The 26,450-nt window shown below is 69.5% G+C and carries 22 protein-coding genes; 16 read left to right on the plus strand and 6 right to left on the minus strand.

Going from position 1 to position 26,450, the window contains the following annotated elements:
- Positions 1–122: 122 nt before the first annotated feature.
- Together D7006_RS16600 and D7006_RS16605 are read left to right on the plus strand one after the other, a co-directional pair.
- Entirely contained in the window at positions 123–1,829 is a 1,707-nt protein-coding gene (locus tag D7006_RS16600) for a uracil-xanthine permease family protein (RefSeq protein WP_237353808.1), read from the plus strand.
- Positions 1,830–1,915: 86 nt separating this feature from the next.
- On the plus strand, positions 1,916–2,581 hold the full coding sequence (locus D7006_RS16605) for a hypothetical protein (protein WP_237353809.1): 666 nt from the start codon (positions 1,916–1,918) through the stop codon (positions 2,579–2,581).
- Positions 2,582–2,585: 4 nt separating this feature from the next.
- Here the strand turns inward: D7006_RS16605 and D7006_RS16610 are convergent, their stop codons facing one another.
- Genes D7006_RS16610 through D7006_RS16625 form a run of 4 tightly spaced genes read right to left on the minus strand, consistent with a single transcriptional unit; the run spans position 2,586 to position 7,690 of the window.
- Complete coding sequence (locus D7006_RS16610; RefSeq protein ID WP_237353810.1) at positions 2,586–3,143, minus strand: sarcosine oxidase subunit gamma; 558 nt, start codon at positions 3,141–3,143, stop codon at positions 2,586–2,588.
- A complete protein-coding gene (locus D7006_RS16615) occupies positions 3,136–6,141 on the minus strand; it encodes a sarcosine oxidase subunit alpha family protein (protein WP_237353811.1) in 3,006 nt (1,001 codons plus the stop codon). The genes D7006_RS16610 and D7006_RS16615 overlap by 8 nt, the downstream gene beginning before the upstream one ends.
- Positions 6,141–6,428: a sarcosine oxidase subunit delta gene (locus D7006_RS16620; RefSeq protein ID WP_169122979.1), complete on the minus strand. Its 288-nt coding sequence runs from the start codon at positions 6,426–6,428 to the stop codon at positions 6,141–6,143. Before D7006_RS16620 ends, D7006_RS16615 begins: the two co-directional genes overlap by 1 nt.
- An 8-nt stretch (positions 6,429–6,436) precedes the next feature.
- Entirely contained in the window at positions 6,437–7,690 is a 1,254-nt protein-coding gene (locus D7006_RS16625) for a sarcosine oxidase subunit beta family protein (protein WP_229645530.1), read from the minus strand.
- A gap of 488 nt (positions 7,691–8,178) precedes the next feature.
- On the opposite strand from D7006_RS16625, the gene D7006_RS16630 reads away from it, so the two are divergent.
- The 6 genes from D7006_RS16630 to D7006_RS16655 are packed head-to-tail and all read left to right on the plus strand — an operon-like array spanning position 8,179 to position 15,630.
- Positions 8,179–9,099 (plus strand): MoxR family ATPase, encoded by a 921-nt coding sequence (locus tag D7006_RS16630; protein WP_051460815.1) that lies wholly within the window; start codon positions 8,179–8,181, stop codon positions 9,097–9,099.
- Between the two features lie 13 nt (positions 9,100–9,112).
- The gene (locus D7006_RS16635) at positions 9,113–10,099 is read left to right on the plus strand and encodes a DUF58 domain-containing protein (protein WP_237353812.1); all 987 of its coding nucleotides are present in this window, start codon (positions 9,113–9,115) and stop codon (positions 10,097–10,099) included.
- A complete protein-coding gene (locus D7006_RS16640) occupies positions 10,096–10,728 on the plus strand; it encodes a DUF4381 domain-containing protein (protein ID WP_237353813.1) in 633 nt (210 codons plus the stop codon). Before D7006_RS16635 ends, D7006_RS16640 begins: the two co-directional genes overlap by 4 nt.
- Positions 10,725–11,783: a VWA domain-containing protein gene (locus D7006_RS16645; protein WP_237353814.1), complete on the plus strand. Its 1,059-nt coding sequence runs from the start codon at positions 10,725–10,727 to the stop codon at positions 11,781–11,783. The genes D7006_RS16640 and D7006_RS16645 overlap by 4 nt, the downstream gene beginning before the upstream one ends.
- On the plus strand, positions 11,783–13,837 hold the full coding sequence (locus D7006_RS16650) for a VWA domain-containing protein (protein WP_237353815.1): 2,055 nt from the start codon (positions 11,783–11,785) through the stop codon (positions 13,835–13,837). The genes D7006_RS16645 and D7006_RS16650 overlap by 1 nt, the downstream gene beginning before the upstream one ends.
- Entirely contained in the window at positions 13,834–15,630 is a 1,797-nt protein-coding gene (locus tag D7006_RS16655) for a BatD family protein (protein ID WP_237353816.1), read from the plus strand. Before D7006_RS16650 ends, D7006_RS16655 begins: the two co-directional genes overlap by 4 nt.
- A gap of 97 nt (positions 15,631–15,727) precedes the next feature.
- On the opposite strand, the gene D7006_RS16660 is transcribed toward D7006_RS16655, so the two are convergent.
- Positions 15,728–16,621, minus strand: a complete 894-nt coding sequence (locus D7006_RS16660) for a LysR substrate-binding domain-containing protein (RefSeq protein ID WP_237353817.1) — start codon at positions 16,619–16,621, stop codon at positions 15,728–15,730.
- Between the two features lie 126 nt (positions 16,622–16,747).
- Between D7006_RS16660 and D7006_RS16665 the strand changes: the two genes are divergently transcribed.
- From D7006_RS16665 to D7006_RS16695, 7 genes are all read left to right on the plus strand, one after another.
- Entirely contained in the window at positions 16,748–17,458 is a 711-nt protein-coding gene (locus tag D7006_RS16665; protein ID WP_237353818.1) for an isochorismatase family protein, read from the plus strand.
- Positions 17,459–17,690: 232 nt separating this feature from the next.
- Positions 17,691–18,758 carry a PotD/PotF family extracellular solute-binding protein gene (locus D7006_RS16670; RefSeq protein ID WP_237353819.1) on the plus strand — a complete coding sequence of 356 codons (1,068 nt, stop codon included), beginning with the start codon at positions 17,691–17,693 and terminating at the stop codon, positions 18,756–18,758.
- A gap of 11 nt (positions 18,759–18,769) precedes the next feature.
- Positions 18,770–19,711 (plus strand): ABC transporter permease, encoded by a 942-nt coding sequence (locus tag D7006_RS16675; RefSeq protein ID WP_237353820.1) that lies wholly within the window; start codon positions 18,770–18,772, stop codon positions 19,709–19,711.
- Positions 19,712–19,718: 7 nt separating this feature from the next.
- Positions 19,719–20,525, plus strand: a complete 807-nt coding sequence (locus D7006_RS16680; RefSeq protein WP_169122989.1) for an ABC transporter permease — start codon at positions 19,719–19,721, stop codon at positions 20,523–20,525.
- A gap of 12 nt (positions 20,526–20,537) precedes the next feature.
- Positions 20,538–21,593: an ABC transporter ATP-binding protein gene (locus D7006_RS16685; protein ID WP_237353821.1), complete on the plus strand. Its 1,056-nt coding sequence runs from the start codon at positions 20,538–20,540 to the stop codon at positions 21,591–21,593.
- Positions 21,594–21,633: 40 nt separating this feature from the next.
- Positions 21,634–22,608: a dipeptidase gene (locus D7006_RS16690; protein WP_237353822.1), complete on the plus strand. Its 975-nt coding sequence runs from the start codon at positions 21,634–21,636 to the stop codon at positions 22,606–22,608.
- 178 nt (positions 22,609–22,786) lie between these two features.
- Positions 22,787–23,317 (plus strand): 4-vinyl reductase, encoded by a 531-nt coding sequence (locus tag D7006_RS16695; protein ID WP_237353823.1) that lies wholly within the window; start codon positions 22,787–22,789, stop codon positions 23,315–23,317.
- A gap of 70 nt (positions 23,318–23,387) precedes the next feature.
- Here D7006_RS16695 and D7006_RS16700 read toward each other — a convergent pair whose 3' ends face one another.
- Positions 23,388–24,869 (minus strand): carbohydrate porin, encoded by a 1,482-nt coding sequence (locus D7006_RS16700; protein WP_237353824.1) that lies wholly within the window; start codon positions 24,867–24,869, stop codon positions 23,388–23,390.
- Positions 24,870–25,293: 424 nt separating this feature from the next.
- On the opposite strand from D7006_RS16700, the gene D7006_RS16705 reads away from it, so the two are divergent.
- Complete coding sequence (locus tag D7006_RS16705) at positions 25,294–26,445, plus strand: diguanylate cyclase (RefSeq protein ID WP_237353825.1); 1,152 nt, start codon at positions 25,294–25,296, stop codon at positions 26,443–26,445.
- The last annotated feature ends 5 nt before the right edge of the window (positions 26,446–26,450 follow it).

Genomic DNA, 26,450 nt, shown 5'->3' on the forward strand with positions numbered 1-26,450 from the left:
GTTTCCGCCGGATCGCCTCATGCGGTCACGCGCCATTCGAGATGAGTGGCGCGAGCCGCCCTGAGCGGGGTCTTGGCAGGGCAGACAAAGAGCCGCCAAGCGGCCGGGTTGGGGAGAGTGGCGTGGGAAGCGGCAGGCTGCGGTACGATCTTGAGTCTCATCCGCCGCTCCCGGTGCTCATCGGCTCGGTGGCCCAGCATATGGGCCTGATGGCGGTGACGCTGGTGTTCCCGCTGCTGGTGGCGCAGGCGGCCGGCGTCGATGCCGAGATGCAGCGGCGCTATCTCGATCTCGCCATGCTGGCCATGGGGGTGGCGACCCTCTTCCAGTGCTGGGGCCGGCCCATCCTGTTCCTGCCGCGCACCGGCTGCGGCTATCTCCTGCCCGCCGTGTTCACCGCCGCCTATCTGCCCGCCGCCCTATATGCCGCCCGCGCCGGCGGGCTGGAGGCGGTGGCAGGCATGACCATCGCGGCCGGCCTCGCCGAGGTGCTGTTCAGCCGCGTCATGCATCGCGTACGCCCCTTCCTGCCCATCGAGATCGTCGGGCTGGTGGTGATGCTCATCGGCATCATCCTTGGCGTCGTCGCCATCAAGCTGATGGTGGGCTACAGCCAGTCCATGGCGCAGGTGACCCTCACCGGCACCGGCGGCGCGGTGGTCGGCCTCGCGGTCATGATCGCACTCGCTGCCTGGGGCAGCCCGCCGCTGCGCGCCATGGCGGTGCTGGCGGGGCTGGCCGCCGGCTCGGCGGTGCACCTCGCCCTCGGCTTCGGCGCGCCGCGGCCAGAGGTGTCGGTGAAACCCCTGCTGGAGCTGATCCGCTGGCCGCTGGTGGTGCCGAGCTTCAGCGTCGGGCTGCTGCCCGGCTTCCTCGCCGGGGCGCTCGCCTGCATCCTGCGCAGCTTCGGTGACATGGTGGCGAGCCAGCGCGCCAACGATCCGCAGTGGCGCCGGCCGGACTATGCCAATATCGAGGCCGGCGTGCTGGCGGATGGCCTCGGCACCCTGTTCGCCGGCCTCATCGGCACCATGGGCCTCAACACCTATTCCGCCAGCGTCGGCCTCTCCGTCGCCACCGAGGTCAAGGCCCGGCGGGTGGGGCTGGGCGTCGGCATCGGCTGGATCGCGCTCGCCTTCATTCCCGGCTCGTCGGTGGCAGTGATGGCCATTCCCCGGCCGGTGCTCGGCGCGGCGCTACTGTTCGCCTCCGCCTTCATCGTGCTGTCCGGCATTTCCATCCTGGGCCAACGGATGCTGGATGCGCGGCGCACCATCGTGGTGGGCCTCGGCTTCCTCGTCGGCATCTCCTTCGACGAGATCCCGGATTTCTACGCCCGTGTGCTCTCCGAATCGGCGCGGGAGCTGGTCACGTCCTCGCTGGTGCTCGGCCTGTTCACGGCGCTTGCGATCAACGCTTTGTTCCGCATCGGCGCGGTGAAGAGCCATCGGCTGGTCTGGTCGCCGGGCGAGGGCCATGCGGCGCTGCACCAGTTCCTCATGGACGCCGCCGCCGCCGATGGCGCCCGCACCGAGGAGGTGGGGCGCATCGCCCAGATCGCCGAAGAATTCGCCACCGCTGCCCCCTCTCTCGCCGAGGGGCCGGTGGAGGTGACGACGCGGTTCGATGAATTCGTGCTGGATGTGTCCTTCGCCTGGGCCGGCGGCGCGCTCCAGCCGGGGCCGGCGCCGAGCTTCGATACTGGTGTGGACGAGGACGCCATGCTCAACGGCATCACCTTCCACCTCATCCAGCGGCTCGCCGACCGCACCCACCGCCGCACGCTGCCGGATGGGCGGCACGAACTGCGCTGCGAGGTGGACCAGTAGGCGGACGCCGATGGCCGGCCTCAACTGCCGGTGGTATGCGTAGTGCGGTTGGTCGCAGGATGTTTGGGGGCACGACGATGGCGGGCATGCGTACTGTCGGGGCCTGCCTCACCCTTGCCTTGGGGCTCCTCGTCCCGGCGAGCGCCACCCTGGCGGCACCGGCGTCCGGGACGACCGATTCGCAGAAATTCCAGAGCTATCTTTATTCGGATGCCTACAGGGTCGCGCTGGCGCAAGCGTGGAAGAAGGTGCCGCCGGCCTCCCTGCCCGCCTGCGCCAACCTCACCGATGGCGATGTCTCGGTGACGCTGCAGCAGGAGGTGTCCTTCGATGCCAAGGGCCTGCCCAGGTCCGGCGCGTGGTGGGGGCATTATCCCATCAAGGGCTGCGGCACGGAGCGCATCATCAACATTCTGTTCCGGGCCGAGCCCTCGGGCGTGCGCTTCCTGGTGACACTGCCGGGCCGCACACGCGCCAACATCGTGCTCCAGCGCGATGCGCTCACCTATGCCTTCATCGGCGCCGGCACCAAGGTGGCCGACTGCAAGGACATGGAGGTGGCGGACACCGCCTTCGACGGCTTCGGCCTTTCCGCCGGCGACAAGTCGGCGCCGGAGACCGGCCCATGGCGCGAGACATGGACGGTCGCCGCCTGCGGCAAGATGCTCGCGGTGCCCATGGAATTCATCCCCGACGCCACCGGCACCACCATCAACCAGCGCCCCGCCGAGGTGCGGCAGCTGAAGAAGTGAGGCCTCAGGCGAATTCCCGCGCCGCATCCTGAAGGAAGGCGTGGACATAGGGCGCGAAGGAGCGCCAGCACTCCAGCCGGAAGGCCTCCCCCACCCGCACCAGCACCACCTCCGTCTTGCCCAGCAGCGTGCGCGTGGCCGAGCCGGGCGGGAAGGCAGTGTCGGACAGGTCGAGGGCGATCCCGGCATTGAGGATGTCCGCCGCGTGCGGACCGCTCAAGAGGAACGCCGCATTGCGGTGGCCCACCGCCACCAGCGAAAAGAAGCGGCCGGCGAGATCGCTGGCGATCGCCGGCTCGGTGGCCGTCCCCTCCCCCTCGGGACAGACAAGCAGCCACTCCCCCGGCCCGAGGCGGGCGGCGAAGCGCTCCGGCCTGCCGCGCACGCTGTTGAGCGGGCCGGAGAGATCGAAGCCCCCGGCCGCTGACGGCAGCACGGCGCCGCGCGGCGCCTTCATCTGCAGCACGAAGCGGTCGGCGGCCGGCAGCACCCGCACGGCACTGGATGCCGAGGGGGCGAGGATGGGCGCGCGCCGCGCGTGGATGGCAACCGGCTCAGGCATGAACGCCTCCTTCCACAAGACCTTCCACCCTTTTGCCCTCGGGATCGAGGAACACCGGGGCCACCACCTTCACCGCCGTGAACCCGGCCGGCGTCGTCACAAAGAGCGTCTCGCCCATCCGCGCCCGCCCGCCGGAGATCACCGCCAGCGCGATGGGATGGTTGAGGGTGGGGCTGAGATAGGAGGAGGTGACATGCCCCAGCATCTTCATGGGCAGCGCCTGCTGGGTGTCGGCGACGATCTGCGCCCCCTCCTCCAGCACCGTCCGCCCATCCGCCGAGAGCAGGCCCACCAGTTGCTTGCGATCCGCCCGCGCCATGTCCGGCCTGGCGAGCGAGCGCTTGCCGACGAAATCCTTCTTCGCCTTGGAGATCATGCCGGAGAGGCCGACATCATCCGGCGTCACCGTGCCGTCCGTCTCCTGCCCGACGATGATGAAGCCGCGTTCCGCGCGCAGCACATGCATGGCCTCGGTGCCGTAGGGCGTGATGCCGAAGCGCTGGCCGTAGGCGAACAGCGCCTCCCACACGGCTTGAGTGAAATCCGCCGGCACGTTGATCTCGAAGCCCAGCTCGCCGGTGAAGGACACGCGCATGAGCCGCGTCGGCACGCCGAGAATCTCCCCCTCGCGCACCGCCATCTGGGGGAAAGCCTCCGGCGAGAGGTCGATGCCGGAGACGAAGGGGGCGATGACTTCGCGCGCCCGCGGCCCCTGCACGGCGATGACGCCCCATTGCTCGGTGATGGAGGTGAGGAAGACGTCGAGGTCCGGCCACTCCGTCTGGAGATAGTCCTCCATGTGCGCCATCACACGCGGCGCGCCGCTGGTGGAGGTGGTGACGTGGAAGCGGTCGGGCGCCATGCGGGCGACGATGCCGTCGTCGAGGATGAAGCCGTCTTCCTTCAGCATCAGGCCGTAGCGGCACTTGCCCGGCTCGAGCTTGGTCCAGCCGTTGGGATACATGCGGTTCATGAACTCGGCCGCATCCGGCCCCATCACCTCGATCTTGCCGAGGGTGGAGGCATCGAGCAGGCCGACGCTTTCGCGCACCGCCCGGCATTCGCGGGCCACCGCCGCGTGCATGTCCTCGCCCGGCTTGGGGAAGTACCAGGCGCGGCGCCACAGGGCGACGTTCTCGAACTTGGCGCCCTGCTTCGCCGCCCACTCATGCACCGGCGCGGTGCGGATGGGGTCGAAGGTCTCGCCCCGCGCCGTGCCGACGATGGCGCCGAAGGTGACGGGCGTATAAGGCGGGCGGAAGGTGGTGGTGCCCACCTGCGGGATGTCCTTGGCCAGGATCTCCGAGACGAGGCCGAGGGCGGCCATGTTGGAGGTCTTGCCCTGGTCGGTGGCCATGCCGTTGGTGGTGTAGCGCTTCACATGCTCGACGCTCTCGAACCCCTCGCGCACCGCAAGGCCGATGTCCTTGGCGGTCACGTCGTTCTGGAAGTCGAGGAAGGCGCGCACCTTCTTCGGGTCTGCATCGGTGGGCAGCACCCGCGCCGCCCTGAAGCCGGTGGGCGTGGCGGGCGCCGCCGCGAAGGCGCGGGTTGACGGAACCCCGGCCGCTTCCGCGCCGGCCGTCCAGCCCTCGGCGAGGATGCCGGCGAGGTCATAGGTGCCCTTGCACGCGCCGGCCGAGCGCTCCGCCTGCACGGACGAGCCCGGCACGAAGGCGTCGATCTCGGTGCGGAAGGTGAGCTTGCCGCGCGACTGGGAGAAGAGATGCACGGCCGGCGTCCAGCCGCCGGACATGCCGACGCAATCGCAGGCCAGCGTCCGCCGCGCGCCGACGCGCCCGGCCGAAAGCGGCGCCACGATCAGCCCGGTCACCGCCTTGCCGCCGGTGGAGCCGACCACCGTATGGCCGGCAAGAAGCTCGTTGCCGGAGAGGAGGGCCCGCTCGGGGCCGATCTCCGCCTCGGGGCGCAGGTCCACGAGGGTCACGTCCAGCCCCGCCGCCTTGGCATCCGCCGCCGCGCGATAGGCGGAAGCGCCGTTGGTGGCGAAGACGATGCGACGGCCCGGCGCGACGCCGTAGCGGTTCACATAGGTGCGCACGCTCTCGGCCAGCATGATGCCCGGCCGGTCGTTGTCGGCGAAGCCGAGCGGACGCTCATGGGCGCCGGTCGCCAGCACCACCTCCTTCGCCCGCACCTGCCACAGCCGCTCGCGCGGCAGCTTGGCGTCCGGCGCGGCGAGGTGGTCGGTGACACGCTCGGTGAGGACCACGTGGTTGTGGTTGTAATAGCCGAACGCCGTGGTGCGGTTGAGCAGCGTCGCGTTCGCCCGGCCGGCCAGTGTCTTCAGCGCATACGCCACGAAGGCCGAGGCGGTCTTGCCATCGATGGTGGCAGTGAGATCGGCGAGGAGGCTGCCGCCCATCTCCGCCTGCTCGTCGGCGAGGATCACGCGCTTGCCCGCCTCCGACGCCGCCAGTGCCGCCGCGAGGCCGGCCGGGCCCGCGCCCACCACCAGCACGTCGCAATGGGTGTTGCGATGGACGTAGCGGTCCGCATCCGGCGCGTCCGGCGCGACGCCCAAGCCGGCGGCGGCACGGATGGCCGGCTCGTAGAGCTTGTCCCAGAAGGACCGCGGCCACATGAAGGTCTTGTAGTAGAAGCCCGCCGTCAGCACGGGGGCGACGAGGTCGTTCACCTGCCCGATGTCGTGCTCCAGCGACGGCCAGTGGTTCTGCGAGGAGACCTTCAGGCCGGCCACCGCCTCCACCACCGTGGCGCGGTTGTTGGGATCGGCCCGGCCGGGGCCGCGATCCACCTGGAACAGCGCATTGGGCTCGTCGGCGCCATGGGTCAGCACGCCGCGCGGGCGGTGATACTTGAAGGAGCGGCCCATCAGCCTGATGCCGCTGGCGAGCAGCGCCGAAGCGAGCGTGTCGCCTTCATAGCCCTCGACGGTGCGGCCGTTGAAGGTGAAGGCGATGGGCTTCGTCCGGTCGACGCGGCCGCGGCCGGGAATGCGGAAATCCTGCGCCATCAGCGGCCTCCCGTGATGTCGGGGCGGGGCTCGCCCATCTCGTAGGTGGTGATGAAGGCGTCGCTCACCGTGTTGCGCAGCGCGTTGAACCAGCGGCCGCAGCCGTGGGCGTGCAGCCAGCGCTCGGCATGGACGCCCTTCGGGCTGGTGCGGGCGAAGAGATATTCGGCCCAGGCGGCGTCATCGAGGGCGTCGGGATCGGCCGGGCGGGCGATGTGCGCCTCGCCGCCGCAGCGGAATTCCACCTCGGGGCGCGGCCCGCAATAGGGACAGGGAACGAGCAGCATCTTGGGCCTCAATGCGCCACCGCCGCCGCCGCCGCCTCGTCGATGAGGCGGCCGGTGCGGAAGCGGTCGAGGGTGAAGGGGGCGTTGACGGGGTGGGGCTCGTCGCGGGCGATGGTGTGGGCGAACACATGGGCCGAGCCCGGCGTCGCCTTGAAGCCGCCCGTGCCCCAGCCGCAATTCACATAGAGGCCCTTCACCGGCGTCTTGCCGATGATGGGCGAGCGGTCCGGCGTCACGTCGACGATGCCGCCCCAGTTGCGGAGCATCTTCATGCGCGTGAACTGGGGGAACAGCTCGCAGATGGCGTCCAGCGTGTGGGTGGTGATGTGGAGGCCGCCCTGCTGGCTGTAGGAGACGTACTGGTCCGTGCCGGCGCCGATCACCAGCTCGCCCTTGTCGGACTGGGAGATGTAAGCGTGCACCGCGTTGGACATGAGCACGCAGGGGAAGCACGGCTTCACCGGCTCGGAGACCAGCGCCTGCAGCGGGAAGCTCTCCAGCGGCATCCGCACTCCGGCCATGGCCATGACCATGGAGGTGTGCCCCGCCGCCGAGACGCCGATCTTCTTCGCGCCGATCGGCCCGCGCGTGGTCTCCACCCCGGTCACGGCACCGTCCGGCCCGCGATGGATGGCGGTGACCTCGCAATTCTGGATGATGTCGACACCGAGCGCGTCGGCGCCGCGGGCATAGCCCCACACCACCGCGTCGTGCCGCGCCGTACCGCCCCGCCGCTGGAGGGCGCCGCCGAGCACGGGATAGCGGATGTCCGGCGAGATGTTCAGCTGCGGGCAGAACTCCTTCGTCTGTTCCCGCGTCAGCCACTCATTGTCGATGCCGTTGAGGCGGTTGGAATAGACGTGGCGCTTGAAGCTCTGCACGTCGTGCTGGTTGTGGGCCAGCATCAGCACGCCGCGCTGGGAGAACATGACGTTGTAGTTCAGCTCCTGCGAGAGCCCTTCCCACAGCTTCACCGCGTGCTCGTAGAGGGCGGCGCTTTCGTCATAGAGGTAGTTGGAGCGGATGATGGTGGTGTTGCGGCCGGAATTGCCGCCGCCGATCCAGCCCTTCTCCAGCACCGCGATGTTGCGGAGGCCATGCTCCTTCGCGAGGTAGTAGGCCGCGCCGAGCCCGTGGCTGCCGCCGCCGATGATGAGCACATCGTAGGCCGGCTTGGGCGTCGGGTTGCGCCACTGGCGGCTCCAGCCCTGATGGGCGTTCAGCGCCTCGGAAAGGAGGGTGGGAAGGGAGAAGCGGCGCATTTGGGTCTCTGAATGGAGAAACCGGGGGTGTCCCCTGTTCGACCGTGACAATGCGCCTGCCCGCTGCCCCGCTCTCGTGGAAATGCGACGGCAAACTGGAATGGAGGCGACACAGACGCCCGTCTCCCCTTTCGTCTACCGCTGCGCCGTCTGCCGCTCCGGCACCGGCGCGGCCCGGCAGAAAATGGCGCCATCCCTCAAAAATGAACGCAAGATAAGGTGTGACGCGGAAGCCGCGACGCTATAAGGAGCCGATGAGGCGCTCTCCCGGCGGTGGTCCAGGGGGAGCAGCCGCCCCGCCATGGCGCCGACGGGCCCCGTGGCCGAACCCGAGAGTCGAGCGCGAGCAAGAGATGAGCACGAGCCGAGACGCGTCCTTCCTCGATGCCGCACGCCGGGAGCCGCCGGCCGCCTCGTCTGCCCGTCCGCGCCCGCCGGTCATCGACCGCACCAGCCTCGCCCGCGCCTTCGACGACCTCTCGGTCTATATGAATGCCTGCATCCTCGGCCAGCCGGCCTTCGTGGAGCTGCTGCTGATCGCCGTGCTCGCCGACGGCCACCTTCTGGTGGAAGGCGCGCCGGGCCTTGCCAAGACCAAGGCCATCAAGGCGCTGGCCCACGCCATCGACCTCACCGACCAGCGAATCCAGTTCACGCCGGACCTTCTGCCCTCCGACCTCACCGGCACCGACATCTACCGGCCCGAGGACGGCAGCTTCCAGTTCCAGGAAGGGCCGGTGTTCCACAATTTCATCCTGGCGGACGAGATCAACCGCGCGCCCGCCAAGGTGCAGTCGGCGCTCTTGGAAGCCATGGCGGAGCGTCAGGTGACGGTGGGGCGCACCACCCGCCGCCTGCCGCCGCTCTTCATGGTGATGGCGACCCAGAACCCCATCGAGCAGGAAGGCACCTATCCCCTGCCCGAGGCGCAGCTCGATCGCTTCCTCCTGCATGTGCGCATCGACTTCCCGGATCTGGACGCCGAGCGCCAGATCCTGCGCCTCGTGCGCGGCGAGGCAAGGGGCGAGTCGCCGGATTTCGGCGCGCCTTTGCCGCAGGAGGTGGTGTTCGCCGCCCGGCGCGAGGTGCTGGCCGTCCACATGGCGGAGCAGGTGGAGGAATATCTGCTCCAGCTGGTGCAGGCGACGCGCCGTCCCGAGCTTTACGGCGCGGATCTCCAGGGTCTCGTCGGCTTCGGCGCCAGCCCGCGCGGCACCATCGCCCTCGACCGCTGCGCCCGCGCCCACGCCTGGCGGCGCAAGCGCGACTATGTGATCCCCGAGGACGTGCAGGCCATCGCCAAGCCCGTGCTGCGCCATCGCGTGCTGATGACCTTCGAGGCCGAGGCCGACGGCGTGACCAGCGACGACTTCATCGACCTGCTGCTCGCCCGCGTGCCGGTGGGCTGAGGCGACACACTCCATGGCCGAGCGCGATCCGCTCCGGGGCGTCGTTGCCCGCCTCGCCGACCTGGTGGCGGCGCGTCCGCGCGTCCAGGGCGGCTTCTCGGGCGGCAAGCGCGTCAGCAGCCAGCTCTACGGGGGCCACAGCTCCTCCTTCCGCGGTCGCGGCATGGAGTTCGACGAGGTGCGCGTCTACCATCCCGGCGACGATGTGCGCACCATCGACTGGCGGGTCACCGCCCGCACCGGCACGACGCACACCAAGCTGTTCCAGGAAGAGCGCGAGCGCCCGGTGCTGGTGCTGGTGGACGCCCGCGCCTCCATGCGCTTCGGCATCCGCGATTGCTTCAAGTCGGTGCTGGCGGCCAAGGCGGCCGCCGTGCTGGCATGGATCGGCATCGGCGGCGGCGACCGGGTGGGCGGGCTGGTCCTCTCCCCCTCCGGCATCATCGCGCTGCGCGCCGAGCGCACCCGCCGGCGCATCCTCGCCTTCGTGCGCTCCATCGCCGACGCCACCGCCGAGCGCCTCGGCCCGCCCGGCTCCGAACCCACTTTGGCGGAGGCGCTGGCGCGGCTGCGGCCACTGGTGAAGCCCGGCACGCTCATCTTCCTCGTCTCCGATTTCGCCGATCTCGATGAGCACGCCGCCCGCGAACTCGGCCGCATCGCGCTGGACGGCCACGTCACCTGCCTGTTCGTCTATGACCGGCTGGAGACGCAGATGCCCTCCGGCGGCGTCTTCCCCGTCACCGACGGGATATCGGTCGCCCGGCTCGACGACAGCCGCGCGGCGCAGCGGGAGGGCTATGCCCGCCGCTTTGCCGAACGCCGCGGCGCGCTGGAGCGGCTCTGCCGCGAGCGCGGCCTCACCCTGATGGACCTCGAGACGGGCTGCGACCCGGCGGAAGTTCTCAATCCCGAGCGGATGCGGCAGGCGGCGGCGTCGGCCCGTGCCGGCGCAGCCGGGGCCATCGCGCCCGGCACAGGACGGACGGTGGCGCGATGACCACGCCCGCCATCCCGCCCGCACCCACCGCGCCGGGGGCCGCCGCCGGCCCCACCCCGCTCATCGCGCCCGGGGGCGCCCCGGCGACTCCGCCCAATTTCCAGACGCCGAATTTCCTCAACGGAGCGCCGCCCACCCCGCCGGTGCCGGGCTCGGCCGAGGACCCGCTGGCGGCGCTGCGCGACATCCATCTGCCGCCCGACGTGCCGCTCTTTCCGCTGGCGCCGGGCTGGTACGTGCTGGCCGGACTGGCGGTGCTGGTGCTCATCATCCTCGCCGTGCGCGAATGGCGCTGGCGGCAGACGCTCGCCTACAAGGCCCTGAAGATGTTCGACGCCGAGGTCGGCCGCGCCGAACCGGACGACACCCACGCCGTCGCGGTCGCCGCCTCGGACGTGTTGCGCCGTCTGGTGCGCGCCGAGTCCGGCGAGGCGAAGGCGACGCTCACCGGCGAGGCCTGGGCCCGCCTGCTTGTCACCGGCCGCGCGCCCTTCGCCCCGCGAGAGGCCGCCTTCCTCGCGCGGGCGCCCTACATGCCCCCGCAGACGGCGGAGCAGGTGGCCGCCGGCAGCATCACCCCCGCCGCCCTCGCCGACGCGGTGCGGCGCCACATCCGGGCGCGCCGATGATTACGCTCGCCTGGCCCTGGATGCTGGCGCTGCTGCCGGCCCCCCTCCTCGCCCGTTTCGTGGTGCCCCGCGCCCGCGAGCAGAAGGCCGGCGCGCTGCGCCTGCCCTTCTTCGCCGCGCTCGCCCGGGCCGGGCTGGTGACGCCCGGCCGGCCGGCCTGGAGCAAGACGCGCCTCGCCGCGCTCGCCTTCATCTGGACGCTGCTCGTGGTCGCCGCCGCCCAGCCCATCTATGTGGGTCGGCCGGTGGAGGTTCCGGTGGAGGGGCGCGAGATCATGCTGGTCATCGACCTCTCCGCCTCCATGGCGCAGCGCGACCTCGCCCTCACCAAGCCCATGGACCGCCTGCAGGTGGTGAAGCAGGTGGCGGACGACTTCATCGCCCGCCGCGCCGGCGACCGGGTGGGCCTCATCCTGTTCAGCACCCGCGCCTATGTGCAGGCGCCCCTCACCCTCGACCGCCGGGTGGTGCGCGATCTGCTCGCCCAAGCCACCATCGGCATGACCGGGCGCAACACCTCCATCGGCGACGCCATCGGCCTCGCGGTGAAGACCCTGCGCGACGGCCCGGCCAAAGAGCGGGTGGTGGTGCTGCTCACCGACGGCGCCAACACCTCCGGCGTGCTCGACCCGCTCCAGGCCGCGGCCATCGCCGCCAAGGAGCATCTGCGCATCCACACCATCGGCGTCGGCTCCGATGCCGGGGAGTTCGTCCCCGGCGCGCCCATGAACCCCTCCTCGGACCTCGACGAGGGCGCGCTCAAGGCCATTTCCGGCCTCACCGGCGGCAAGTATTTCCGCGCCCGCGACCAGCAGGGCCTCGCCGGCATCTATGCCGAGATCGACAAGCTGGAGCCGGTGGCCGGCGATCCGCAATATGTGCGGCCGGCCCTCACCCTGTTCTTCTGGCCGCTCGGCGCCGCGCTGGTCGCGAGCTTCCTGTTCGCCGCCGCCTTGCTGCTGCGGATGCCGGCCCGCCGCGTGGCCGAGGCGCCCGCGCCGCGGGATGCGCCGGCTGCCGATGCCCCGGCCGTGCCGGTTGCGGAGGCGCGCTGATGGCGAGCTTCCACTTCCTGCGACCGGAATGGCTCCTGGCGTTGCTGCCGGCGGCGATCCTCGCCGCCCTGCTCCATCGCCGGCTGCGCGAGGGCAGCAATGACTGGGCGCGCGAGGTGGACCCGCACCTCCTCGCCCACCTCGCTCTGCCGGGGCGGCGCGCCTCGGGCCAATGGCCGGCCGTGCTGCTGTTCGCTGGCTGGGTCGCCGCCGTCTTCGCCATGGCCGGCCCCACCTGGCAGAAGCTGCCCCAGCCGGTGACGGGCCGGCTCGATCCGCTGGTGATCGCGGTCAATCTGTCGCCGACCATGAACGCCCCCGACGCCAGCCCCTCGCGCCTCGTCGCCGCCCGCTACAAGATCGCCGACGTGCTGCAGCGCATGCGCGGCAGCGAGGTGGCGCTGGTGCTCTATTCCGACATCCCGTTCGCCGCCGCGCCGCTGACCGAGGACGCGCACGTGGTGGCGCAGATGCTGCCGGACCTTTCCACCAGCCTCATGCGCGGCAATGCCAATCGCCCGCAGGCCGCCATCGCCATGGCCGTGGACCTGCTCAAGGGCGCCGGTGCCATGAGCGGCCGCATCCTCCTCGTCACCGACGGGCCGGGCGACGAACCGGCCAAGACGCAGGCGGCAGCGAAGGCGGCCGCGGCTGAAGGCTACAAAGTGAACGTGATCGGCGTCGGCGCGGAGGGCGCCAATGGCGCGCCGGCTTTGGACACGGCGGCGCTGACGGCCATCGCCACGGCCGGACAGGGTGCCTACACGCCCCTCACTGCCGACGACCGCGACATCGCCTATGCCCTGCCCCCCGCAGCCAGCTCGAACGGCGCCGTCACCGATAGCGAGGGCTTCACCGCCGACGTGTGGGCGGACATGGGGCCCTACGTGCTGCTCCTGGCGGTGCTGCTCGCCCCCCTCGCCTTCCGTCGCGGCTGGATCGCCGTCCTCGCGCTTGCCGCACTCGGCGGCTTCGCGGCGCCGCAGCGGGCGCAGGCGCAGCCCCTGCCCCAGGGCTTGACGCAATCCCTGCCGCAGAGCTGGGCCGATATGTGGTGGCGCCCCGACCAGCAGGGCGCGGCGGACTACGCGAGGGGCGACTACGCCGCCGCTGCGCAGAAGTTCGAAGACCCCACCTGGAAGGCCAATGCGCTCTACAAGGCCGGCGACTATTCCGGCGCCGCCGCCGCGCTCTCCCGCCTGCCGGGCGGCGACTACAACCGCGGCAACGCTTTGGCGCGCGCTGGGCAGCTGGAGCAGGCGGTGGCCGCCTACGACAAGGCGCTGGCCGCCAACCCTGACAATGCCGACGCCAAGTTCAACCGCGATCTGGTGCAGAAACTGATCGACGCGAAGAAGAAGCAAGAGGAAGACAAGCAGAAGCAGGACCAGAAGCAGAACCAGGCTGGCGGCGGTGGGCAGGACCAGAACAAGGACCAGAAGCCCGACCCCAAATCCGACCAAAAGCAGAAGCAGGACCAGAAGCCCGGGGGGGACAAGCCGCAGGACGCGCAGAACAGCCCGCAGCCGGGTCCGCTCCCCCCGCCTGCACCGCTGCCGCCGCGCCGCCCGTCCGAGCTGGCGCAGCAGCAGCCCCAGCAACAGCCGACCCAGCCGCAGTCTCCGCCGCCCCAGGAGCAGGCCAGGCAGGCGCCGCCGCCCGATTCCCCTCCGCCCCCGCTGGCGCCGCAGGACCCGTCGCAGCCGCCGCAGGAGCCGGAGGTGATGGCCGGCGACGTGCCCGCCGCGCCGGTGACGCCCAAGGCCCCGCCCCCGCCCATGCCGGACGACAAGGACAATGGGCAGGACGCGGCGAAGCAGGATCCCAACTCCGCCTTCTCGGCGCCCCCGACCGCGCCCTCCCAGGTCGCGCAGCCGAAGCCGCCCCAGCCCACGCCGCAGGCGCCGCCGGCCGTGGCCTTCAGCGACGACGACCAGAGCCGCGAGCAGGCGCTGCGGCAGGTGCCGGACGATCCCGGCGGACTGCTGCGCGCGCGTATCCGGTCCCAGTATACCGGCGGGCCCGTATTCCTCTCCGAGGGGGATGCGCAATGATCCGCGCGGCGCTCCGCACCTGCCTTTTCGCGCTCGCCCTCGCGCTGTGGGCGACGGCCGCCCCCGCCGCATCGTTCAAGGCCACGGTGGAAAAGCCGCCGACGGACCAGGGCGACACTTTCGAGCTGGTGCTCAGCGTGATTGGGCGGGACAGCCTGGAGCCGCCCAACATCAGCCCCCTCAACAGGGATTTCGAGATTCTCGACCGCGGCAAGCGCAGCCGCATGGAGAGCGTCAACGGCCGCATGGTGGAGGTGAACGAATGGGTGCTGACGCTGGCGCCCAAGCGGGCCGGCCATCTCGTCATCCCGGCCCTCACCCTCGGCAGCGAGACGAGCGCACCCATTGAGATGGACGTGGCGCCCGGCTCCACCGCCGAGCCGCCTGACGACGGCCCCATCGCCCTCTCCGTGGATGTGCTGGGCACGCCGCCCTTCTACCTCCAGAGCGAGATTCCCGTGGTCGTGCGCATGTATGACCGCGTGGGCGCCCTGGAGGCCTCGGCCGACCAGCCGGCGGCGGAGGGCGCCACCTTCACCCCCGACGGGACGCTGAAGCGCTTTTCCCGCATCTATGGCCGCCAGCGCTACCGTGTGGTGGAGCTGCGCTACATCATGCGGCCGCAGCGCACCGGCACCATCCAGATATCCTCGGTGGCCCTGCGCGCCTCCATCCCCGTGTCCCCGCCCGGCGCGCAGGAGCAGGCGCGCGCTATGGGACGCCCCGCCATGCCGTGGCTCGGCGGCGGCTTCGATGCGGGCCGCAAGGTCACGGTGTTCGCCAATCCGGTGGAGGTGACGATCCTGCCCCGCCCGGCCGGCGTCACCGGCTGGTTCCTCCCGGCACGCGCGGTGCGCCTCAAGGAGACCTGGAGCAGCCCGCCGGCCAAGGCGAAGGTGGGTGTCGCCCTCACCCGCACGCTGCGGCTGGAGGTGCAGGGCGCCAGCCCCGCCCAATTGCCGCCGCTGAAGCCGGCGGAGACGGACGGCGTGCGCCAGTATGCCGACGAGGAGCATCCCGAGGCGGCACAGGTGGGCGGCGCGCCCGGTGCCATCGCGGAAGTCCACATCAGCGTCGTGCCCACCCGTGCCGGGTCGATCACGCTGCCCGCCATCACCGTGCCCTGGTGGAACATCACCACCAACCGCGCCGAGACGGCCCAGCTGCCGCCGGTGACGCTGCAGGTGGCGGGAGCGGCCGATCCCGCCGGCATCGCCCCGCCCCCCGCACCCGCGAAAGACGCCCCCAAGCCGCAGGCGGCGCCGGCCGACGACGCCAGCCCCCTGCCGCTGCGCGATATCGCCGCCATCGCGCTGGTGGTGGTGATGATCGGCGGATTCCTGCTGTTCTCCGGCCGGCGCGCCGGGCGCAATGCCCGCGCCATTGCGGAGCCGACCGCAGGGCCCGTTGCCGCCCGACCCGCGCGCCCCGGCCGCCCGACCCCGACGCGCCCCGCCGTGCGCCGGCCGAGGCTCGCCGTGCCCGACGAGAAGACCGCCGCCGGCGCGGTGGAGGCCGCCTGCAAGGCCGGCCACGCCACGGCCGCCTATCGCGCTTACCTCGACTGGAACCGCGCCTCAGGGCCGGGCCATGCGGGCACCGCTTCGGCCCGCACGCCGGCCATGGCGGCCGCGCTGCACGAGATCAGCCGCCATCTTTACGCGGGGGATGGGGACACCTGGGACGGCCACGGCTTCCGCTCCGCGTTTGCCGCCGAGCGCAAGGCCGCCCTGAAGCCTGCCAAGGCGCGCACCGCCCGGGGTCTCGCCCCGCTCTATCCCAAGGCGCGCTGAGGGGGCTGCGCCGCCCCAAAAAGCCCGCGCGGCGATTGAGCGGAAGCAACGACGCACACCCACGTCGCCTGAGCGTACGGCGGAGCGCGTTCCCGCCCTACGTCCCGCCCCACACCCGCCGCATGTAATCGGTGAAGACCGTCACCGCCGGCGCGTGGACCGGAGTCGCCCAGGCGGCGCAGGTGATGAGCTTGTCGGCCACGTCGTCGAGGTCGCGGATGACGATGCCGCGCCGCTGCAGGTTGCGCACACAGCTCGCATAGACCGAGACCCCCGCCCCCGCCGCCACCAGGCCGAAAATGCCTTCGGAGGATGACGCCTCCTGCACAATGCGCGGGGTGAAGCCGGCGCGGTGGCAGACGGCGAAGAAAGCGGTGCGGAAGGCCCCCCAATTCTGCCCCGAGCCCAGCACGAACGGCTGGTCGGCGAGATCGGCGAGGCGCAGCACCCGCACGTTGGAGAGGGGATGGGTGATGGGCAGCAGCGCCACATAGCGGTTGTCGTCGAAGGCATAGCTCGCCATGCCCGCTTCCTCGAATGGGCCGATCATGAAGCCGATGTCGATGCGGTCTGCGAGCAGCGCCTCCTGCTGCTGCAGGGTCGGGGTGAAGGACAGTTCGAGCCGGATTTCCGGACGATAGCGGCTGAAGCTGTTGAGGAACTCCGGCAGCCGGCCGTTGATGGCGAAGTCCATGTAGCCGATGCGCAGCACACCCACCTCGCCGCCTGCCGTACGCCGCGCGCGGGTCACGGCCCGCTCCAGCCGCGCCAGCGCCTCCCGGCTTTCCGCAAGGAAGGCCTTCCCGGCCTCGGTGAGCACCACGGTGCGGGTGGTACGGGCGAACAGGGGCACGCCCACATCCTGCTCCAGATCGCGGATGAGGCGGCTCATGCCCGGCTGGGTCATGTGGGCCCGCTGGGCGGCACGGCCAAAATGCAGCTCCTCGGCGAGGAGCACGAAACAGCGGACATGGCGAAGATCAAAGCGCATCGATATTCATACCAGAAAAATCATCAATAAGGCTGAAATTAGAATTTCCCAAGCCGGCCGACCTCGCCCAATCTTCTCCCTGCGAGCCCGGTGGCAACGGGCGGAAAATCATCAGGGATCAAGGATATGGCCTTCGAGGAAGACCTCGACGCAGCGCTGACGCGCGCCTTCGAGCAGGCAACCCAGCTCTATCAGCGCAACGGCTTCCAGCGGCGGGTCGGCTTCGGCCGGCGGCCGGCGCTCATCAATGTGGACCTTGCCAATGCGTGGACCCGGCCGGGCAACCCGTTCACCTGCGAGAAGATCGACGACGAGATCATCCCCGGCGTGCAGGCTCTGCTCGCCGCCTGCCGGCGCAACGGCCATCCGGTGGTCCACGTCACCACCTGCTACCAGGTGACGGACGAGACCAAGGCCGCCACCGACATGGGCCTGTGGCACCACAAGATCCCGATCGAGGTGGTGGACCAGGCCAAGCCCGAGCTGTGGGCCATCGACAGCCGCATCGAGCCCGTGGCGGGCGAGCAGGTGCTCATCAAGAAGCGGGCCTCGGCCTTCCACGGCACCTATCTCGCCGGCTTCCTGCGCGCCAACAACGTGGACACTATCCTCGTCACCGGCGTCACCGCCTCGGCCTGCGTGCGCACCACCCTGTGCGACGGCCTCGCCGAAGGCTTCCGCACCATCGCGGTGAAGGAATGCATCGGTGACCGGGTGCCCGGCGCGGTGGCGTGGAACCTGTTCGACATCGACGCCAAGTTCGCCGACGTGGAACCCCTGGAGCGCTGCATCGCCTATCTCGACGAGGTGGGCGGCAAGTCCAAGGCGGCCGCGTGACCCTCTCCAACCGCCGTCATGCCCCGGCTTGTCCGGGGCATCCACCCGGCCGCCCGAGCCGCCACAGCAGGACGGGAGCCGCCCCGGCCCACCCGTGGATCCCCCGGACAAGCCGGGGGATGACGGTCGGTCTAAGTGCGGAAAGGGCGTTCGCACACGAGTGACTTCCCGGTGGCGCTTCCCGCGCCGCCGGCTTCTGCGTTCGACTTCAAATCATAATCCAGAGGCGAACATGACCAAGCTCATCGACCAGCTCACCGGCGCCCCCTCCCGCCGCGCCGTCCTCGCCGGCCTCGGCGCAGGCGCAGCCGCCATCTCACTGCCCGGCCTTGCGCGCGCGCAGGACAAGACCCTCGTCGTCTCCAACTGGGGCGGCGACTGGAATGAACGCACCATCAAGTTCGTGGAAGCCCCGCTCGTGGAGAGCCAGGGCATCAAGATCGTCCGCGACCTCGGCATGGAGCCTGAGCGCAAGGCGAAGCTGATCGCCGAGAAGCGGCTGCGGCGCGGCACCATCGACGTCATCCACATCAACGAGGGCGACAGCGTCGAGCTCTACGGCCAGGAGGTGATCGAGAACATCGATTTCTCCAAGGTGCCTAACTATGCGAGCGTCGTCCCCGCGCTGAAGTCCAAGCCCTTCTTCGTTCCGTGGCTCTATAGCGGCGTGACCATCATCTACAACAAGGACAAGGTGCCGAACCCGCCCAAGTCCTATGCCGAGCTATGGGACAAGAAATGGGCCGGCAAGATCGGCCTCACCAACCAGCTCTATTTCAACTACATCATGATGGCCGGCCTCATCAAAGGCGGCAACGTCACCAATACCGAAGAAGGCAAGGCCCGCCTCGTCGAGCTGAAGGAACTCACCCAGCCGCGCATCTACGCCGCGCACCAGCAGCTCGGCGCCGGCCTCGTCAATGGGGAGGTGGACATCGCGGTGAACTACAAGGCGCGCGGCCTGCAATGGGCCAATGACGGCGCCCCCCTCGCCATCGGCTACCCGTCCGAAGGCGCCATCGCGGTGATGTTCGGCGCGGCTTTGCCGAAGAAGGCGCCGAGCCCGGATTTGTCCCTGATCTATTTCAACGCCATGCTGGACCCCAAGGCCATGGCCGGCCTTGCCGGCGCCAGCTTCTACGCCCCGGCCAACAGCAAGGCGGAGCTTTCGCCCGAACTCAAGGCGAAGGTGGACTTCACCGCCGCCGAAGCCGCCGCGCTGAAGTTTCCCGATTACGCGCACGTGGCCAAGAATACGGCGGAATGGCTGGAGTGGTGGAACAAGAACATCGCCCGCTGAGCGAGGCCGACATGACCTCCTCGGCAAGTTCGGGCCCGGCAACCTCCGGCGCCACCGCGCCGGTGGCGACAGCTTCCCCGCCTGCACCGCGCGGGCGGGAGGGGCGGCGGCTCGCCCCCGCCTACGGCCTCACGGCGCCGGCCACGATCTTCGTGCTACTGGCACTGATTGGGCCGCTCGCGCTCATGTTCCGCTATTCGCTGAACCGGTTCGTGCCGGGGCAGATGATGGTGGAGGCGCTGACGCTCGACAATTACGCGCGCTTCTTCGCCGACAGCTTCTATCAGGAGGTGCTGGGCACCACGCTGTGGATCTCCGCCCTCTCCACCCTCCTCTGCCTCGTGGCGGGCTTTCCGGTCGCCTATTTTCTGGTGCGGCAGGCAAGCGACAAGTGGAAGGGCCGGCTGCTCCTGCTCATCGTGCTGCCTCTGCTCATGGGCAATGCGGTGCGGACGGCCGCGTGGATGGTCATCCTCGGCGACAAGGGCCTGTTCAACGCCGTCATCGGCGCCATCGGCATCTCGCCGGTGAAGCTGATGTACACGCCCACCGCCGTGGTCATCGGCCTCGTCTCGGTGCTGCTGCCCTTCATGATCGTGACGCTGCAAAGCGTCATCGAGGGCATCGACGCGAACCTTGAGTCCGCCGCCCAGTCGCTCGGCGCCTCCCACCTCACGGTGCTCCGTCGCGTGGTGCTGCCCTTGGCGCTGCCCGGCATCCTCGCGGGGACGATGCTCTGCTTCATCCTCTCCATGAACGCCTATGCGACGCCGGTGCTCATTGGCGGACCGAGCTTCCACATGATGGCGCCCACCGTCTACCAGCAGGTGGCCAAGGCCATGAACTGGCCCTTCGGCGCGGCGCTCGCCTTCGTGCTGATGGCGGTGACCCTGGTGCTCACCACCACCGCCAACGTTCTGGTGCAGCGCCGCTACCGGCGCTGGAGCGAGTGAGGGGCAAATGGGACTTCTCGCCGTCAACCGCATCTATGCCGCCATCACCGCCCTGGTGCTCGCCTTCGTGGTGCTGCCGCTGGGCGCGGTGATCTGGGTCAGCTTCTTCGCCAACCGCATCCTCTCCTTCCCGGCCACCGGCTACACGCTGGACTGGTACGTGCGCGCCTGGCAGCTCGATTCCTTCCGCAACGGCTTCATCACCAGCGTCGAGACGGCGCTGGTGGCGGTGGCCCTCTCGCTGGCGCTGGGCGTGCCGGCCAGCCTCGCGCTGGTGCGCTATCGCTTCCCCGGGCGCGACGCCATCCAGACCCTGCTGCTCTCGCCCATGGTGGTGCCGGGCATCGTCGGCGGCGCCGCGCTGTTCATGGCCTTCATCGAGCTGGAGATCCTGCTGGACGTGGACATCTCCGGCACCCTGCCGGGCCTGTTCGTGGCCCACGGCCTCATCGCTTTGCCGTGGACCGTGCGCCTCGTCACCGCCTCGCTGGTGGGCATGAGCCCGTCCTACGAGGAAGCGGCGCAATCGCTGGGGGCGGGCCGGCTCACCACCTTCTTCCGGGTGACGCTGCCCATCATCAAGCCGGGCATCGTGGCGGCGGCACTCTTCTCCTTCGTCATCTCTTTCATCGATCTGGAGAAGTCGATCTTCCTCGTGGGGCCGGGGCGCACCACGCTGCAGATCGCGCTCGTCTCCTATCTCGAATGGAATCTGGATTCGACGGTGGCGGCGGTGGCCACCGTGCAGATCCTCATCATCGGCGTGCTGCTCCTCGTCTCGGACCGCTACGCCCGCCTCTCCCGCGCCTTCTGAGGAGCGAGCCACATGTCCGATGTCGTGCTGCAATCCATCGTCAAGCGCTACGACGCTATGACCGCCGTGGACCACGTCTCCCTCACCATCGGCGAGGGGGAACTGGTGGCGCTGCTCGGCCCCTCGGGCTGCGGCAAGACCACGACGCTGCGCATGGTGGGCGGCTTCATCCCCGTCACCGAAGGGCGCATCCTCGTCGGCGGGCGCGACCTCACCCACCTGCCGCCGAACAAGCGCAACATGGGCTTCGGCTTCCAGAACTATGCGCTGTTCCCGCACATGAGCGTCGCCGAGAACGTCGCGTTCGGGCTGGAGATGCGCAAGCTCCCAAAGGCGGAGATCGGCGCCAAGGTGAAAACAGCGCTGGACCGGGTGAAGCTCTCCCACCTCGCCGAGCGCCTGCCCAAGCAGCTCTCCGGCGGCCAGCAGCAGCGGGTGGCGCTGGCCCGCGCCCTCGTCATCGAGCCGGACGTGCTGCTGCTGGACGAGCCGCTCTCCAACCTCGACGCGCAATTGCGCCACGAGATGAAGACCGAGATCCGTACCCTGCAGCAGCAGCTCGGCATCACCACCATCTTCGTCACCCACGACCAGGACGAAGCGCTATCGGTGGCCGACCGCGTGGTGCTCATGCGCGCCGGCAAGATCGAGCAGCAGGGCTCGCCGGACGACCTCTTCGGCCGCCCCGCCTCGCGCTTCGCCGCCGAGTTCATGGGCGTGACGAACCTGCTGCCCGGCGAGCTGGCCGGCGTCGGTCGCTTCCGCCTCGCCAGCGGCGAGGAGGTGCGCGTGCATCCGGTGGGTGTCGGCGGCGATCTCTCCCTCGCGCTGCGGCCGGAGCGGCTGGCGCTCGACGCAGATGAGCCCGACCACAACGCCCTTCCGGCGGTGGTGGACCTCGCCACCTATCGCGGCCTCGTCATCGACTATCGCGTGGCGACGGCCTCCGGCCTCGTCCTCATCGCCCGCCGCCCCTCGCCCGCGGTGGGCGGCCCCGCGCCGCTCAAGCCCGGCCAGCCGGTGCGCGTCTCCTGGCATCCCGATGCCGGCACGCTGGTGCCGGCCTGAGCCTTTCCTGCATTCTCGCGTCCTATAAGGGGGAAACCCGGTGTCCGACCTCCACGACAAGCTTATCGTCATCGACGGGCTCATCATCTCCGACTTCTCCCGCCCGGTGTTCGAGGACATGCGCAAGGGCGGCCTCACCGCCGCCAACTGCACCTGCTCCATCTGGGACAACTTCACCGAGACGATGCGCAACATCGCCCGGTGGAAGAAGGATTTCACCGCCAACGCGGACCTCATCTCGCAGGTCTACTCCACCGCCGACATCCTCAAGGCGAAGCAGGACGGCAAGACCGGCATCATCCTCGGCTGGCAGAACACCACCGCCATCGAGGATCACCTCGAATATCTCGAGCTGTTCCACGAGCTCGGCGTGCGCATCATCCAGATGACCTACAACACGCAGAACTGGGTGGGTTCCGGCTGCTACGAGAGCCGCGACAGCGGCCTCTCCGACTTCGGCCGCGACGTGGTGGCGGAGATGAACCGCCTCGGCATCCTCTGCGATCTCTCGCACGTGGGGCCGAAGACCTCGGAAGACACCATCCTCGCCTCGAAGCAGCGCGTCGCCTATTCCCACTGCCTGCCGGCCGGCCTCAAGGCGCACCCGCGCAACAAGACCGACGAGCAGCTGCGCTTCATCGCCGACAAGGGCGGCTTCATCGGCGTCACCATGTTCCCGCCCTTCCTGAAGAAGGGGCCGGCCTCCACCGTCGCGGACTATGTGGAGGCGATGGAATATGTGATCGACATTGCCGGCGAGGACATGGTGGGCGTCGGCACCGACTTCACCCAGGGCTATGGCAAGCCCTTCTTCGACTGGATCACCCACGACAAGGGCACCGGCCGCAAGCTCACCGACTTCGGCGAGGTCATCAATCCCGAGGGCTTCCGCGTGATCGGCGACTTCCCCAACCTCACTGCGGCGATGGAAGAGCGCGGCTGGTCCACCGGGCGCATCGAGAAGGTGATGGGTGGCAACTGGCTGCAACTGCTCAAGGATGTGTGGGGGAAGTGAGGAAGACTCTTTGAGGTTGCCCGCTGTGGTGCTTTGAACGGTCGTCATCCCCCGGCTTGTCCGGGGGATCCACCGGGCCGACAAAACGGCGCATCCATTCGTGAACCGGGCGAGCGGAACAGGGGATCCCCCGGACAAGCCGGGGGATGACAGTGCATGAAGCCGGAGCGAGGTACCCATGGCGAAGCCCGAAGTCGAGATCGACGTGGACCCAGAGACCGGCCGCTGGTTCGTGGACAAGATGCCCATGATCCTGGTGCCGCAGCACTTCTACAACAACAATCACCTCGCCATCGAGGCGGCACTGGGGGCGGAGGCGTTTGACGCGGCGCTGGCGCCGGCTGGCCGGCTCTCGGCCTTCGTGTGGTGCGAGCGGCAGGCGGAAATCTATGGCCTGACCGGCGCCGACGTGTTCGCGCACTACATGAAACGGCTGTCGCAGCGCGGCTGGGGGCGGTTTTCCATCCTCGCGCTCGACCCGGCGGCGGGGACGGCGACGATCCGGCTCGATCACTCCTCCTTCGTCACGGACGCGACGAAGGGGGCGGACCGCAAGCTCTGCTACATGTTCGCGCCGTGGCTTGCCGGGGCGCTGGAATTCGTGTGCGAGCAGGCGGGCGCGCCGCGCCGGCTTCAGGCCCGCGAGGTGCAATGCGCCGCTGAGGGCTTCGACCACTGCCTGTTCGAGGTGGCTCCCACCGCGGGCTGAGCGCAAGCCATTACGCCAGACGCAAAAAAGCCGGGCGACCTCGCGGCCGCCCGGCTTTTTCTTGGAATGCTCAGTAGTTGATGGTGGTGCGCACGCCGAACACGGCGGCATTCTTCACCAGCGAGATGCCGAGGGGATCGTTCGGGTTGAGCACGCCGCCGCCGGGATTCCAGATGTACTGGAAGTCGGGCTGGATGGTCCAACCCGGCATCACCTGCGCCGAATAGGTCACTTCCAGCACCGTCTCGCTGCTGCGGATGGGATAATAGGACCCGTTGTAGAGCGCGGTGTAGAGGTCGGCCTGCTGGGCCGCGTTCGTCACCCGCGCATTGCCGAAGGCGACGCCGAACGCATCGTCCTCGCGGCCCGGAACGAGGCCCTTGAAGGTGATGCCGCCATCCCAATAGAAGCCGAGCTGGTTCTGCTCGCTGGGCGCCGCCGTAACACGCCCGAAGACGCTGATGCCCTTGTCCTTGGTGCCGGGCTTGCGCCAGATCATCTGGTCGATGATGGCGTAGAAGGCGTAGTCACCCTGGATCTGCTTGGCGAGACCAATGGAAGCGGGGCTCGCCAGCGGCACGCCGAAGATGTCGTAGACTTGGCTGTTGAACGAATTGGAATTGTACCAGCCACCGACCTTGACGGTGCCGGGCAGCCAGGCGGCGTTCTCGGCCTTGTTGTAGCTGTAGGCCACTTCGCCGATCACGAACACGCCCTGATCGACGATGAAGTTCAGGCCATACTTGTTCTCTTCCTGGGGATCGCCGCAGCAAGGCGCGGGATTGCCGTTGAACAGGCCGACGAGCACGGTCCACTCGTCGTTCGGCACCCACTTCACGCGCACGCCGGGGGTGGCGAGGGGATAGGCGGGACCGCCGCTCGGCAGGTCGGCGGCGAACAGAGCCGGCCAGCCGAAGGTGGAGTTCAGGAACAGCGAACCGTTGTCCGAGATGGCGAATTCCGAATCGGCGGAGAGCTGGCCGAAGCGGATGCTCGACTTGCCATCACCGAACGCCTGCTCGATGTAGAGCTCGAACAGGCGGGTGGTGGAGAGGGCGTCCACATTGCTGACGCCCATGATGTTGCCGAGATACTGGCCGGAGAAGCCCGAGCCCTGAATCTGCAGCACGCTGGCGTGGAAGGTCGCGCCCTTCCAGTTGAACAGCTTGTCCAGATCGGCATCGAGCGAGAACTGGAAGCGGCCGTTATAAGCGGTGCCGGTGCCGAGGCCGCCCTCGGTGTTGCGCCAGAGTTCGCCGATATAGTTCACGCCGATCTTGATGCCGGCTTCCGCCAGCTTGGGACGGTAGCCGCCCCAGTCGCCGAGCCAGCCGAGCTGCGGGGCGATGGAGGGCTCCGCCTCCTCTTCCGCCGGGGCGGCGGCCGGCGCCTTGGTGGCCATGTCGGCCGCATGCGCGGTGCCGAGCATGGGGGTGCCGAGCAGCGCACCGGCGGCGACGCCGGCAAGAAGATAGCGGCCGAGAAGGGTCCGCGTGCCCGGAAGGTCCCCGCTTCTGCCGCGGGCGGCGGTCCGAAACACGGTATCCAGCATCTCTAAATCCCCCAGATCACAGCCAGCGGCGAAGCCCCGATCAGGGTCGCGCGACTGCCGAAAGCCTGAACGGCACCCGCCCGGCCCACGAAGGGCCCGCAAATCGCCGCTAGTGAGCCCGGATTGGGGGTGAGCGGCCCCGCTTTGTCAATCGGAGGAGCTCCCTTATTGATATAGAATATCTCTAAACTGGCGGTATCGAAATGCGGGCGCGATTTCGGCCCTCGCCAGAAAAACCTAGAAATTCTTTGGGCTTGCCCGACATCAACCTGTTACCACCAACCCCGCTCATACCCGCCGCGTCACCGAGGGGCATGATCGATCGTCCGGGATTGTGGTAACTATGCAACGTGCCTCGCCGGCGACAGGAAGCCAAGAACGGCACCCGGGCGTGCCATGACCGACGCCCCATGACCGACTCCCCATGACCGACGCCACATTTCTGCTGCTCATCAATTGCGCGATCGGCCTGACCTTCGCTGCGGCGTTTCTTGCCGTCTCCTGGCGCTCCTCGGTCCGGCTGGGGCGATGGTGCGCCGCCGCCTTCGCCTGCGCCGCCGCCACCGTCCTCATCGAGGCGCTGGCGCCGGACATCCCCTCCGTCCGGCTCGCGTCCACACTCTCGTTCGGATCGCTCATGGCGGCGGTCTTCTTCATCGCGGCCGGAATGCTGCGCCACTACCGGCCCGATTCGCGCCTCGGCTGGCCCGGCGCGGCGGCGCTCCTCGCGGTGGCCTTCACGGGGCTCGCCGGCGTCGATCTCCCGCGCGGAGGATGGGCGCAGGCGCTGACCTATCAACTGCCCTTCGCGGCCATGCTCGCGTTCGCCGCCGGCACGGTGCTGCGGCATTCGCCCGGGCGCGCGGTGGACCTTGTGCTTGCCGGCGTGCTGGGGCTCTGCGCGCTGCAGTTCGCGGCGAAGGCGGTTCTCATTCCGCTCGACGGGGCGGACAACGGCGTCCGCGATTATCTGACGAGCGCCTATGCCCGTTATTCGCAGACGGCCGGCAGCATCCTGTCGCTCATGCTCGGCGTGGCGCTGCTCGCGCTCGTCGTGACGGAGGTGATTGCCGAAGCCACCGGCCGGCTGGAGCGGGACGGCCTCTCCGGCGTCCTCACCCGCACCGCCTTCCTCGAACGCGCGGAGCGCCTCGCGGACACCGCGCCGCCGGGCTCCGGCATCGGCCTGCTCATCTGCGACCTCGATCATTTCAAGGCGATCAACGACCGGTTCGGTCATTCGGCCGGCGACGAGGTGATCCGGCGATTCGGCGCGGTGCTCGCCTCGTGCGCCGGTCCCGCGGATCTGTGCGGGCGGATCGGCGGCGAGGAATTCTGCCTGCTGATGCCCGCTGCCGACGCGGTAAGCCTGCTGCGCGTCGCCCAGCGGCTGAGGGAAGCGACGGAGCACTTGAGCTGGCCCGGCCTGCCCCCCGGGCATCGCGTCACCACAAGCCTCGGCGCCGCCCTGGCCGCGCAGGGCGAGCCGCTGGCGACAGCGCTGCGCCGCGCCGACATGGCGCTCTACCGGGCCAAGGCCGAAGGCCGCAACCGCGTGCAACTGGCGGACGGCTGATCCGC

Source organism: Xanthobacter sp. YC-JY1, from assembly GCF_021730305.1.
In the GTDB taxonomy this organism is placed as follows: domain Bacteria; phylum Pseudomonadota; class Alphaproteobacteria; order Rhizobiales; family Xanthobacteraceae; genus Xanthobacter; species Xanthobacter flavus.